13 protein-coding genes are annotated in these 12,170 nt (G+C 67.5%); 6 read left to right on the top strand and 7 right to left on the bottom strand.

Translation table 11 applies throughout. The features are described from left to right. Window positions 1–112: 112 nt before the first annotated feature. Window positions 113–340, top strand: a complete 228-nt coding sequence (locus AC1DN0_RS01465; protein ID WP_035873207.1) for a hypothetical protein — start codon at window positions 113–115, stop codon at window positions 338–340. A 115-nt stretch (window positions 341–455) separates the two neighbouring features. Here AC1DN0_RS01465 and arsC read toward each other — a convergent pair whose 3' ends face one another. Continuing rightward, window positions 456–815, bottom strand: a complete 360-nt coding sequence (gene arsC / locus AC1DN0_RS01460) for an arsenate reductase (glutaredoxin) (RefSeq protein WP_035873204.1) — start codon at window positions 813–815, stop codon at window positions 456–458. Between the two features lie 150 nt (window positions 816–965). After that, complete coding sequence (locus tag AC1DN0_RS01455; RefSeq protein WP_477102470.1) at window positions 966–1,871, bottom strand: LysR family transcriptional regulator; 906 nt, start codon at window positions 1,869–1,871, stop codon at window positions 966–968. Window positions 1,872–2,070: 199 nt separating this feature from the next. On the opposite strand from AC1DN0_RS01455, the gene AC1DN0_RS01450 reads away from it, so the two are divergent. Next, window positions 2,071–2,706 carry a GNAT family N-acetyltransferase gene (locus tag AC1DN0_RS01450; protein WP_441637250.1) on the top strand — a complete coding sequence of 212 codons (636 nt, stop codon included), beginning with the start codon at window positions 2,071–2,073 and terminating at the stop codon, window positions 2,704–2,706. Between the two features lie 48 nt (window positions 2,707–2,754). Here AC1DN0_RS01450 and AC1DN0_RS01445 read toward each other — a convergent pair whose 3' ends face one another. From AC1DN0_RS01445 to AC1DN0_RS01425, 5 genes are all read right to left on the bottom strand, one after another. Beyond that, window positions 2,755–3,435, bottom strand: a complete 681-nt coding sequence (locus AC1DN0_RS01445) for an FMN-dependent NADH-azoreductase (protein WP_441637252.1) — start codon at window positions 3,433–3,435, stop codon at window positions 2,755–2,757. 28 nt (window positions 3,436–3,463) lie between these two features. Continuing rightward, entirely contained in the window at window positions 3,464–3,931 is a 468-nt protein-coding gene (locus tag AC1DN0_RS01440) for a GNAT family N-acetyltransferase (RefSeq protein ID WP_441637254.1), read from the bottom strand. Further along, on the bottom strand, window positions 3,928–4,407 hold the full coding sequence (locus tag AC1DN0_RS01435) for a carboxymuconolactone decarboxylase family protein (protein ID WP_441637256.1): 480 nt from the start codon (window positions 4,405–4,407) through the stop codon (window positions 3,928–3,930). Before AC1DN0_RS01435 ends, AC1DN0_RS01440 begins: the two co-directional genes overlap by 4 nt. Window positions 4,408–4,756: 349 nt before the next feature. Continuing rightward, window positions 4,757–6,025 carry a M20/M25/M40 family metallo-hydrolase gene (locus tag AC1DN0_RS01430; RefSeq protein WP_441637258.1) on the bottom strand — a complete coding sequence of 423 codons (1,269 nt, stop codon included), beginning with the start codon at window positions 6,023–6,025 and terminating at the stop codon, window positions 4,757–4,759. A gap of 67 nt (window positions 6,026–6,092) precedes the next feature. Next, window positions 6,093–7,358, bottom strand: a complete 1,266-nt coding sequence (locus tag AC1DN0_RS01425; protein ID WP_441637260.1) for an allantoate amidohydrolase — start codon at window positions 7,356–7,358, stop codon at window positions 6,093–6,095. 475 nt (window positions 7,359–7,833) lie between these two features. On the opposite strand from AC1DN0_RS01425, the gene AC1DN0_RS01420 reads away from it, so the two are divergent. The 4 genes from AC1DN0_RS01420 to AC1DN0_RS01405 all read left to right on the top strand — a co-directional run bounded on the left by AC1DN0_RS01420 (window position 7,834) and on the right by AC1DN0_RS01405 (window position 12,147). Further along, window positions 7,834–9,195, top strand: a complete 1,362-nt coding sequence (locus AC1DN0_RS01420) for a C4-dicarboxylate transporter DctA (protein WP_441637264.1) — start codon at window positions 7,834–7,836, stop codon at window positions 9,193–9,195. Between the two features lie 43 nt (window positions 9,196–9,238). Continuing rightward, window positions 9,239–9,928: a GntR family transcriptional regulator gene (locus AC1DN0_RS01415; protein ID WP_477102469.1), complete on the top strand. Its 690-nt coding sequence runs from the start codon at window positions 9,239–9,241 to the stop codon at window positions 9,926–9,928. A 528-nt stretch (window positions 9,929–10,456) separates the two neighbouring features. Beyond that, a complete protein-coding gene (locus tag AC1DN0_RS01410) occupies window positions 10,457–11,278 on the top strand; it encodes an SDR family oxidoreductase (protein WP_477145487.1) in 822 nt (273 codons plus the stop codon). 92 nt (window positions 11,279–11,370) lie between these two features. Then, the gene (locus tag AC1DN0_RS01405) at window positions 11,371–12,147 is read left to right on the top strand and encodes an enoyl-CoA hydratase-related protein (protein ID WP_045239312.1); all 777 of its coding nucleotides are present in this window, start codon (window positions 11,371–11,373) and stop codon (window positions 12,145–12,147) included. The last annotated feature ends 23 nt before the right edge of the window (window positions 12,148–12,170 follow it).

The raw sequence follows: 12,170 nt of genomic DNA, 5'->3' as shown, positions 1-12,170 counted from the left end.
TAGTTAAGACGTATATGGCATCCGAACTGGCATTCGAACCCACCCGATCTCAGGGCGGCCGCGTCGCCAAGCCATATACGGCCTCGCGTGCCACGCCCAGGAGGTGTCGCCCATGCGTTTCCACCCCGACCTGCACCTCAGGCAGTTGGCCGGCCGGTTGCACTGGCCGCACGGGACGCCCTCGACGCGCGAATCCACGCGCCCGCACTCCCTCGAAGACGACGCCGAAGTCGCCAAGGCCATTGTTTACGTCAGCGCGCTGACCCTGGTGATCCTGCTGGTGGTCCTCGCGGCAATCGCTTTCGGTCAGGAGGCCATGCACTGGCTGGGTGTTCCTTAGACGACCCGCCTGAAGCAGTACAGCCTCCCTGACCGGGCCGGCCCCCACCTTGCGTGGGGGCCGGTTTTATTCAGGGGCCGCGGTTTGCCGGGCCCGCGGCCGGGACAAGCCTGGCTCAGGCCAGCAAGGGCGCCACATTCTCGGGCGGACGGCCAATCGCGGCGCGGCGGTTGCGCACCACCACCGGGCGCTGCAGCAGGATGGGATGGTCGGCCACCGCGCCCAGCACCTCGGCATCGGTCAGGCCCGGATCGGCCAGCCCCAGCTCTTTGTAGGGCGCCTCGTTGTCGCGCACCATCTCCCTCACCGGCACGCCCAGCATGGTGTGAAGCTGCTTGAGGGTGGACAGCGTGGGTGGCGTCTTCAGGTACTCCACGATCTCCACGGGCTCGCCCAGCCGGGTTGCGGCGGCCTCGACCAGCGCCAGGGTTTCGCGCGATTTCGAGCAACGGGGGTTGTGATAGATGGTGATCATGACGGTACTCCTGGTTCGGTGTCGGGGCGGCCCGGCGCGCGCTGGCATTGCGATGGCCGGCCGAGCGAGCCCGCGCGCCTGGGGCTGAAACCCGCACTATACAAGCGGCGCCGCGCGCCCGCATGCCCCGCTGCGGCGGGGCATGTCCGTTCAGTCCGCGCCGTGCTTTTCCGGCGCCAGCCGCAGCAAGGCCGCCACCGTGGCGCGCAGTCCGGCACGCAGCGGCTTGTCGTGGCGCAGCACCAGCGCCAGCGTGCGCGCCAGCGGCGGCGCAAGCGGGCGCACGGCGATGCGGGCGCGCGGCTGGCCGGGCGGCAAGGCCATGCCGGGCAGCACCGAGTAACCCAGCCCGGCGCCGACCAGTTCCTTGATCGCTTCGACGCTGTCCAGCTCCATGACAGGGCGCGCGCTGATGCCGGCGCGCAGGAACCACTCATCCACCAGCCGGCGCGTATTGCCACCCGGCGAGAACAGCACCAGCGGCCGGCCGGCAAGATCGGCGGGCGCCACGGTGGCGGGCAACGGATCGCCGTCGGCCGGCCCGATGGCAACGAACGGGTCTTCCAGCACGGGCGTGATGTCGAACATCCGGCCCGAGGCCGGCAGCGTAACGAAGGCCAGGTCAAGCGCGTTGTCTTCCACCGCCTTGAGCGCCTCGCCGGTGTTTTCCGTGCTGACCACGATCTCCAGCGCCGGCATGGCGCGGCGCAGGTCGCGCAAGACTGCCGGCAGCAGGTAGATGCAGGCGGTGGCGCCAGTGCCCAGCCGCACCCGCCCTACCGCTCCGCCGGCATGGCGCGCCATGCTGTCGTCGGCGGCGGCCAGCGCGCCCGCCACGCCGCGCGCGTGCGCCAGCAGGTCCTCGCCGGCGGCGGTGGGCAGCACATGGCGTCCCACCCTTTCCAGCAGGCGCAGGCCGTAACGCTGTTCGAGCTGGCGGACCTGCAGGCTGACCGCCGGCTGGCTCAGGCCCAGGCGCTCGGCGGCTGCCGAAAAGCTGCCCAGTTCGCAAACCAGGGCAAAGGCCTGCAGAAAGTCTGGATTGAGATGCCGCATGGCAAAGAAATTCTTATGCGCCGCATAAGTCAGCGAAGCTTCCTTTATAGCATCGGCGCACGGTAAGGTAGCGGCGTCGGGCCGCTCTGGTTGGCTCCGATAAACACCGATAACGCGGCTTCCCTCCACGTTCGGCCATCAACCCGGATCCGATCTGCCTTCCGGCTCACCTGCCCAGACCGCGCGCCGCGCCAGCACCATGAAAGCCCCTCTCGCCACACTCAGCGCTGCTTCCGCCACGCCGTTGGCCGTGGCCAACGCCACCGCTGCCGTCCAGGCCTGCGCCAGCCCTTCGATCCGCGACGCCACCGCCGCGGACATCCCCGCCATCCAGGCGATCTATGCCCACCATGTGCGCCACGGACGCGCTTCGTTCGAGGAAGTCGAGCCGGGCGTGGACGATATGCGGCTGCGCCACGCGGAGGTGAAACGCCAGGGGCTGCCCTACCTGGTGGCCGAGCGCGGCGGCGAAGTGCTGGGCTATGCCTATGCTTCCGCCTACCGGACACGCAGCGCCTACCGTTTCGCCATCGAGGATTCGGTCTACATCGACGAGCGCTTCCGTGGCCAGGGCCTGGGGCTGGCGTTGCTTGCCGCGCTGGTATCGCGCTGCGAAAGCGGCCCGTGGCGGCAGATGGTGGCAGTGGTGGCCTGCACCGCCAGCGGCGAGGGCGCGGGCTCGCTGGCATTGCACGAGCGGGTGGGTTTCCGCACCATCGGCCGGCTGCAGTCGGTTGGCTTCAAGCATGGCCAGTGGATCGATACGGTGCTGATGCAGCGCTCGCTGGGCGATGGCGATGAGACGCTGCCGGTGGAGCGCGCGGCCAGACGGTAGGCACGGCACCGGCTATGCGCCGGAGGATACTCGGGCCGCAGACGCGGCTCAGCCGGTTCGGGGCGCTCGCCGATCGCTGCCGTCCGGACGGGCCGCTCCGCCACCGGCGCCATTCAGCTGCTGCGCGAGGTGTCCGGCCCACGCATCGACGCGCGCCATGCCGCGTGCGACGTGTTCGCCGCCGCGTCGCATCTGGTCCAGCCGCAGCGCTTCGAAACGGGTCAGGCCGATGCAGGCCAGCACGTACTGCAGGTAAGGCGTGAGGAAATCGCGCTGGGCCGCGGGGCCTTCATCGAGCGGCCCGCCACAGGTAATGAGCAGCCATACCGGCCGGTCGGCGAGCAGCCCGGCCTTGCCAGCCGGCGTGCTACGAAACGTGCGGTTGATCCGCACCACATGATCGATCCACGCCTTGAGCGCGGATGGCACGGTGAAGTTGTGCATCGGCGTGGAGATCAACACGAACTCGGCGGCCTCCAGTTCCGCGATCAGCGTCTCCGAGTGCGCGAGCGCCGCAAGCTCGGCGGCGCCGCGGTCCTCCGCCGGCATCAGGCTGGCCTCGACGAGCGCCGCCGGCGGATGCGGCGGCGGTTCGCTGCCAAGGTCGCGCTCGCTTACCGTCAGCGCGGGATGGCACTGCCTGATTTGCGCCAGCACCCGCGAGGCGGCCTGCCGGCTCAGCGAGGACTCGCCGCGTGCGCTGGCGCTGATATGCAGGAGCTTGGTCATGGTTCTCCGGTCACCGGGATTGGCCGTGTCAGGCAAGCGCGATATTGAAGCGCAACGCGGAGGCCAGCAGGCCGTTGCGGTAATAGAAGCGGTGACCGAGCACATTGGTCAGCGGCGTATCCAGCACCAGCTTGGCGCAGCCCAGCGCGCGCGCCTCGTCCTTGAGCCGGTTCATCAGCAGGTGGCCGTACCCGCCGCTGCGCGCGGACTCGTCGGTGACGAGGTCGTCCACGTAGAAATGCACGCCGTGCACGAGGTTGTCCTGCAAGCGGAAGCCGGCCAAGGCCACCGGCCGCCCGCCCTGCCACAGCGCTAGCAGGCGATAGCCTGCCGCCACCTGGCGGCGCCAGCGTGCCACAAATTCTTCGGGCGACGCAAGGTGCGGGCGGAGTTGATGCATCAGCGGGAAACACGCCAGCACCCCGGCTTCATTGTCCACGTAGCGGATCGGCTCGCGATCGCCAGCCTGCGTGGCGTCTTGCGCGGGGGCGTTCATGCGGCGCTCCGGGGCTGCGCCGGTGCCGGCGGCGAGAAGCGCAAGCCCACCGCGATCCGGTTCCAGGCGTTGATGTTGGCGATGGCCGCGCTCAGGTGAGCGAGTTCGCCCGCGGGGAATTGCCCGGCCACCTGGACGTAGACAGCGTCGGAAGCACTTTCCGCGCTCAGCTTCGTCAACGCTTCCGTCCAGGCCAGCGCGGCCTGCTCGCGGGCGCTGAAGATCCCGGCATCGCGCCATGCCGCCACCAGGTCCAGCTTGCGCTGGTCAGCGCCCAGCCCCCGCGCCGCATTGAGGTGGAATTGCACGCAGAACGCACAGCCGTTGATCTGCGAGGCGCGCAGCTTGATGAGTTCGGTCAGGGACTTGTCCAGGCCGGCGTCGTCCACGGCCTTGGACAAGGCGCGCAGGGCGGCGGCTACGGCAGGGGCGGTGTTGGTGAAATCGGTGTACTCCATGCGGGCGTGGGTCGGCATGCGCATCTCTCCTTGGGACGTTGCGAGGATTCAATGTATATCAGAGCACGAACATAATATAAGAGCACTGATATCAAGCGCAAGTGGTCGGCACGGCGGGTGATGCGGAGGTTTTGCTGGGGAATGCGGAGGCGTTACCGGCTCAAGCGGATGGCAGGAGCGGAGGGAGAAGAAAGTCGCGGCCGATCTTCTGAATTAGCAATGCCGCTAATGAATTTAAAATTGATTGTACAGGGCAAAGTTATTCTTCTTGAGAATAATTTGCCTGCAAAGGGTTGCGGGGATGCGGCATGGCAAGCGCCTGCCCGCATCCCCGACCCCTCCCGCGGGCGGGAGGGGAAGCCAGCCATCAGCCAATCAGGTCCGACAGCGCCAGCGCCACCACCTTGGTGGCACGGTTCAGGTCGTTCAGCCGCAGGTTCTCATCCGAGTTGTGGCCRCGCGCTTCCATCAGCGTGCGCGGGCCGGCGCCGTACAGCACGGTGGGGATACCGTACTTGGTGTAGTGGCGCGCATCGGTGTAAAGCGGCACGCCCTGCACCGGGATCTCCACGCCGAACACTTCCTCGGCACGGCCCTTGAGGGCGCCGATCAGTTTCTCCACGCCCGGCAGTTCCGACAGCGGCTCGGCCAGGATGATGCGCTCGACCTTGACCTCGATGCCCGGACGGTCCCTGGCGGCCTTCTCGACCACGGCGCGGAGTTCGCCTTCGGCGTCAAAGCCGATTTCCTCGGGGATCATGCGGCGGTCGACGCGGAAGGTCACCAGGTCGGGCACCACGTTGGTGTTGATGCCGCCCTTGATCAGGCCGACGTTCAGCGTGGCGGTGTCGATACCCAGCGTCTTCGACTTGCGCGTGGCGAGTTCGGCGCGCAGGCCATAGATGGCTTGCAGGATGTGGGTGGCAGCCTCGATGGCGTCCACGCCGGTGTGCGGCATTGCAGCGTGGCCCTGCTTGCCCTTCACCGTGACTTCCACGTGCAGGCAGCCGTTGTGGGCCGAGGTGATGCCGTAGGAGAAGCCCGCCGAGATGGCGTAGTCGGGCTTGCTCAGGCCCTGGTCGAGCAGGAACTTGGGACCGATGTCGCCGCCGGTTTCCTCGTCGTAGGTGAACTGCAGTTCCAGCGTGCCGTTGAGCTTGGCGCCTTGCTTCTCGGCTTCCATCAGCGCCAGCACGGCGTAGGTGTAAGTGGCGAAGTCCGACTTGGACACGGCCACGCCACGGCCGTACATGACCGGGCCGTGCTCGCTGTCGGCGATCTCGCCGCCGTACGGGTCTTTGGTCCAGCCCAGGCCGGGGGGCACCACGTCGCCGTGCGCGTTCATGGCGATGGTGGGACCGCCCTTGCCGAAGGTCTTGCGCACCAGCAGGTTGGTGGCGCTGATCATGCCGGCGGCCTTGACCAGTTCGTCAGGCACCTTGTGCGCTTCCACCTTGAAGCCCAGGCCTTCGAGCAGCACCTTGGCGCGCTTGCCGTGCGCATCGCAGTCGCCCGGCGGGTTGTCGGACGGCACCTTGACCAGTTCGGCCAGGAAGGCTTCCTGCGCGGGGCGCTGGGCGTCGATGAAGTTGGTGAGCGTGGTCTGCAGCGGGTTCACGTTGTCTCGTGCGGTCATGTTTTATCTCTGAATCAAAATCTGAAGGTTTCTCAGGATCGGGGACGCTGGCGCCTGGCCGCGCCGCTTATTGCTGCCGTGCGGAAGACTTGTCGAAATGCTCGACAAAATCGCTGAACACGGCGGCAGCACTGGCGGCGTCTTCAGCAGTCATGATCTCGGTGGGGTGGTGGCTGATGCCGCCGTTGCCGCAGCGCACAAACAGCATCGCCACGTCGGCGATGGCGGCGATGGCCATGGCGTCATGCCCGGCGCCCGAGGGCAGGTGCCGCACCGGCAGTCCCTGGCGGGCAATGGCATCCGCCCATTGCGTCTGCAGCCAGGGCGCGCACGGCACGCTCACGGCTTCATGGGTCTTGCGGACCGTCACACGCACATTGCGGCGGGCGCACACGCGTTCGATCTCCGCCAGCACGTCGTTGACGGCAGCCTGGCGCACGGCGTCTTCGCCGGCGCGGATGTCGATGGAGATCACCGCGCGGCCTGGCACCACATTGGCGGCGCCGTTGGGCACGTTGAACTGGCCGATGGTGCCCACCAGGCCCGGCAGGCCACCGCAGCGGCGCTCGATATACAGGCCGATCTCCGCGCCGGCCATGGCCGCATCGCGGCGCATGTCCATCGGCACGGTGCCGGCGTGGCCGGCCAGCCCTTCGAATTCGACGATGAAACGGGTGGCGCCGGAGATCGCGGTCACCACGCCCAGCGGCAACCCTTCATTAAGCAGTACCGGGCCTTGCTCGATATGGACTTCCACGAAGGCCAGCACCTGCTCGCGCCGATGCGCGGCGGCAGGCAGGCCGGCAGGGTCGAAACCGGCCGCGCGCATCACTTCGCGCATGGTCTTGCCGGAGTCGTCCACATTGTCGAGCACGTTGGTGTCGAAGGTGCCGGCGATGGCGCGGCTGCCCAGCAGCGTGGCCTTGAAGCGCACGCCCTCCTCCTCGGCAAAGCCAACCACTTCGATGGCGAACGGAAAACGCTTGCCCTGGCGGTTCCACTCGGCCACGCAGGCGACCGGCAGGATCACGCCGAGGTTGCCGTCGTAGCGGCCGCCGTCGCGCACGGTGTCGAAGTGCGAACCGGTAAGCAGCGCCGGTGCGCCGGGCGCCGTGCCTTCATAGCGGCCGATCACGTTGCCGGCGGCATCGCGGCGCACCGTCATGCCGGCTTCGCGCATCCACTCGGCCAGCTGCGCGGCGGCGCCGTGGTGGGCCTCGGTGAGATAAGTGCGGGTGAGCATGCCGGGCTGCTCGGTATGGACGGCCAGGGTATCTGCCCAGGCCATGATGCGCGCCGCGGTTTCGGTAGCGGGCGTGAGGGTTGCTGCCATGCGTGTCTCCTGCTGGAAGTGCGCGAATGCGATGGCGCCGGATCATGCAAGCGCCGCGCCAGCGGTGCCTTGGTTGCCGGGCCGGCGTCGCCGGACCGTCCCGGTGCGCCTTGACTCTCGTCCGAGAGCTCTATTCTGTGCGATTCATGGTAGCACAGTGAATTCAAAAATTGCATACAAAAATGATATGCACTATATTGGCTTCCACGTTCCGACAATTCGCTGCGGACAATCCGATCCGGACAGCGAGTTGCGTGGATTCCGCTCCAACAGGAGGGCCAATCCACGAAGCGCCGCAGCCCTCACCCGGCCACGCGCCCGGCACGTCAGACCGGCCGTCCCGCCACGCGGGCAACCGGCAATTCCTGCAGCAATGACAGGACGCGCCAGCCAAAGTCTAGGACGCGTCCGCATGGAGACAACGATGCACCCAGCAGTCCAGCCGCGGTCCGCTTCCGCCCGCCCGCAGTCCGCTATTACCCGTTTCACCCGCTCCCTGTTTGGCCAGGTGCTGATCGCCCTGGTGCTGGGCACTGCACTCGGCCTGTTCTTCCCCGAGTTCGCCGCCAAGCTCAAGCCGCTTGGCGACGCCTTTATCAAGCTGATCAAGATGCTGATCGGGCCAATCGTCTTCTGCGTGGTGGTGGCCGGCATCTGCGGCGCCGGCGAACTGAAGAAGGTGGGCCGGGTCGGCATCAAGGCGGTGCTGTATTTCGAGGTGGTCACCACCATCGCGCTGGCGCTGGGCATCGCGCTGGCTTATATCTTCCATCCCGGCACCGGTATGAACGTGAACCCGGCCTCGCTCGACGCATCGGCGATGTCGGCCTACGTGGACTCCGCCGAAAAGGTCAAGAGCGCCGGCATGGTGGACTTCCTGCTCAAGCTGATTCCGAGCACGGTGATGGGCGCGTTCGCCAGCGGCGACGTGCTGCAGGTGCTGCTGGTGTCGATCCTGTTCGGCTGCGCGCTGTCGCTGGTGGGCGAGCGCGGCCGGCCGCTGGTGTCGATGATCGACACCTTCTCGCACACCTTGTTCAAGATGATGGGCTTCATCATCAAGCTGGCGCCGCTGGGCGTGCTGGGCGCGGTGGCCTTTACCGTGGGCAAGTATGGCATCGGCTCGCTCAAGCAACTCGGCTACCTGGTAGTGGTGTTCTACGGCGCGGTGATGTTGTTCGTGCTGGTGGTGCTGGGCACGGTGATGCGCCTGTGCGGCTTCTCGGTGATCAAGCTGATCCGCTACCTGCGCGCCGAACTGCTGGTGGTGCTGGGCACCGCGTCGTCGGACAGCGTGCTGCCGCAGATCATGAAGAAGCTCGAATTCATGGGCATCAAGAAATCGGTGGTGGGGCTGGTGATCCCCACCGGATACTCCTTTAACCTCGACGCCTTCTCCATCTACCTGACGCTGGCCGCGGTCTTCATCGCCCAGGCCACCAATACGCCGCTGGCGCTGGGCGACCTGCTGGGCATTCTGGCGGTGGCGCTGGTCACGTCCAAGGGCGCGCACGGCATTCCCGGCTCGGCCATCGTGATCCTGGCGGCCACGCTGTCGGCGCACCCGGCGATTCCCGCCATCGGCCTGGTGCTGGTGTTGTCGGTGGACTGGTTCATCGGCATCGCCCGCGCCGTGGGCAACCTGATCGGCAACTGCGTGGCGACCGTGGTGGTAGCCGCCTGGGAGAAGGACATCGACCGGGCTCGCGCCCACGACGTGCTCAACGGCAAGATCGACGCCACCGACCTCGACGCGGGCCTTGCGCCGGCGCCGCACGAAGGCGCCCTGGCCACCCCCGGGGCATCCCCGCTGCCCGGCGCGGCCGCGGGGCGCTAGAATCTCGGCATTCCTCACTGAGACGCAGCGCAAGTGCGCAACCATGCCCGAGCATATCGATCCTGCCATGACCGCCGAAGCGATCGCCGAAGACATTGTCGCGGCCATCGTTTCGCACCGCCTGCCGCCCGGCACCAAGCTGCGCGAGGAGGCCCTGGCGAGCGTCTACCGCGTCAGCCGCACCAAGGTGCGCGCCGCGCTGCTGATGCTGTCCAAGGACAAGCTCATCCAGATCGTGCCGGACAAAGGCGCCTTCGTGGCCAAGCCCAGCGCCGAGGAGGCGCGCGAAGTGTTCGCGGTGCGCCGCATCCTGGAGGCCGCGCTGGCGCGTGAATTCGTGGCGCGCGCCAGCGCGGCCGACTATAAGCGCATCGACCGGCACCTCGCCGCCGAGAAAAAGGCGCTGGGCGGCGTCGATGCCCAGTTGCGCACCCGCCTGCTGAGCGATTTCCACATCATGCTGGCGGAAGTGGTTGGCAATGGCGTACTGACCGGCATGCTGCAGGAACTGTCGATGCGCAGTGCCGTGATCACCATGCTCTACCAGTCCCGCCGCGATGCCGCCTGCTCTTCCGATGAACATCGCGAGTTTATCGAGGCGGCTCGCGCCGGCGACACCGAACGCGCCGTGACGCTGATGGTGGAGCACCTGGGCCACGTCGAGGCAGCACTGCATTTCGACCAGGTGCCGGCCGCCCACGGCAAGGACCTGGTGACGGCGCTGCTGGCCTGAGGCCATCCCGAGGCCATCGTTTGCCGCGCCCGTGGCAAGCGCTTGACCTGGGTCAAGGCGGGCACCGCGCCTTTGCACCATCATGGACCCCGTCATGAAGATGCGGGGGCGCGCTTCATGACATATGGCCCGTCCCTTGCGACGGCAGCCCGCACGCCGGCCTGGGTGCGGGCTTTTTCTTTTGCGCGGCGCTTTTCCGCGCGCCTGCCCGCCTGCCGCCCCCGCCCTGCTCCCACCCACCTTGTTGCGTGCCACGCGCGCCTTCATTGCCACATCCGTACGTGATCGAATCGCGGCATCGGAGTAGGATGTCGGAGGCCCAAGTCAGAGGCCGCTTAAAAGACAGGAAGACAGGAGACAGACATGACCCGTTCCATGCCGCTTTCCGCAGTCCCGGCCCGGCCGCTCCACGCCGCCGGGCGCACTTCGCCCTCGTCCGGCCCGCGCGGCCGCGACTGACCTTCCAGCCCGACTCGCTTGCCGGGCCATCCGCTTTCATCATCCAACCCAACCCAGGGAGGGAAACCCATGTCCAACGCGTTCCGAGACGACGTCCTGGCCGGCAAGGTCGTGTTTATCGCCGGCGCCTCGTCCGGCATCAACCTGGACATCGCCCAGCACTTCGCGAAAGCCGGCGCGCGGCTGGCGCTGGTCAGCCGCGACCCCGAGCGCATCGCGGCGGCGGCGGCCACCATCAACGATGCCGGCGGCAGCGCGCTCGGCATGGCGGCCGATGTGCGCGACTACGCCGCGGTGGAAGCGGCGCTGGCACGCGCGCGCGATGAACTCGGGCCGATCGATATCGTGATTTCGGGCGCGGCCGGCAACTTTGTCGCGCCGGCGCTGGGCATGTCGGCCAACGGCTTCAAGACCGTGGTGGATATCGACCTGATCGGCACCTTCAATGTCTTCCGCGCCTGCTTTGCCTTCCTCAACGCCCCCGGCGCTTCGCTGATCGCCATCACCGCGCCGCAGGCGGTCAACGCCATGATGTTCCAGGCCCATGTGTGCGCCGCCAAGGCCGGCATCAATATGCTGGTGAAATGCCTGGCGATGGAATGGGGCCCGGCGGGCGTGCGCGTCAACGGCATCTCGCCCGGCCCCATCGCCGGGACCGAAGGCATGGCGCGGCTCGCGCCCACGCCGGAGATGGAGGCGCGCTTCAAGGCGCGCCTGGCGCTGCGCGACTACGGCGACAAGAGCGATATCGCCAACACCGCGCTGTTCCTGTCCACCGACAACGCGCGCTATATCACGGGCACCATCGTGGACTGCGACGGCGGCAGCAAGCTGGGCGACGCTTCGGCCGATGCGCTGCAACCGCCCAAGGCGCCCGGCAAGGCTGCCTGAACCCGCGCGCCGGTCCGCAGCGGCACCGGCGCATTAGCGCATTAGCGCATCAAGACACCTGCATCAAGACACATCAATCAAGGAGACAACCAATGACATCGCCCGTGCTCTATCACGCCGCCGAAGGCGTGGCCACCATCACCCTGAACCGCCCCGACGTGCTCAACGCGCTCAATGCGGAGCTGATGGCAGAGCTGCGCGCCGCGGTCGAGCGTGCCGCGCAGGACGAAGCTGTACGCGCGGTCGTGCTCACCGCCAATGGCCGTGGCTTTTGCGCAGGCGCGGATCTCGCCGGGCGCCAGGCCGAACTCAAGGACTCCGGCACGCTGCTGCGCGAGCGCTATCACCCGATCATCCTGGCGCTGCGCAATATGCCCAAGCCTGTCATCACCTCGGTCAACGGCGTGGCGGCCGGCGCCGGCATGAGCCTGGCGCTGGCCGGCGACGTGGTACTGGCCGGCCGCTCCGCGTCGTTCCTGCAGGCGTTCTCGAAGATCGGCCTGGTGCCCGATGCGGGAAGCACCTACTTCCTGCCGCGCTACGCGGGCGAGATGCGCGCGCGCGCGCTGGCCATCCTGGCCGAGAAGATCGACGCCGAGGAAGCCCACCGCATCGGCCTGGTGTGGAAGGTGCATGAAGACGAAGCCCTGCCCGCCGAGACCGCGAAGCTGGCGGCCCACCTCGCGCAGATGCCTACCTTTGCCTATGGCCTGATCAAGGAAGCACTTAACGCCAGCCTGGAGAGCGACCTGCCCACGCAGCTCGAACGCGAAGCCACGATGCAATCGCGCGCGTCGAAGAGCGAGGACTTCAAGGAGGGCGTGGCGGCGTTCCTGGAGAAGCGCAAGCCGGCATTCAAGGGGCGCTGAAACTCTCGCACGCCGGACGGTGA

This window comes from Cupriavidus sp. 05N39 (assembly GCF_056397325.1).
This window is presented reverse-complemented; position numbering and strand designations above follow the sequence as displayed.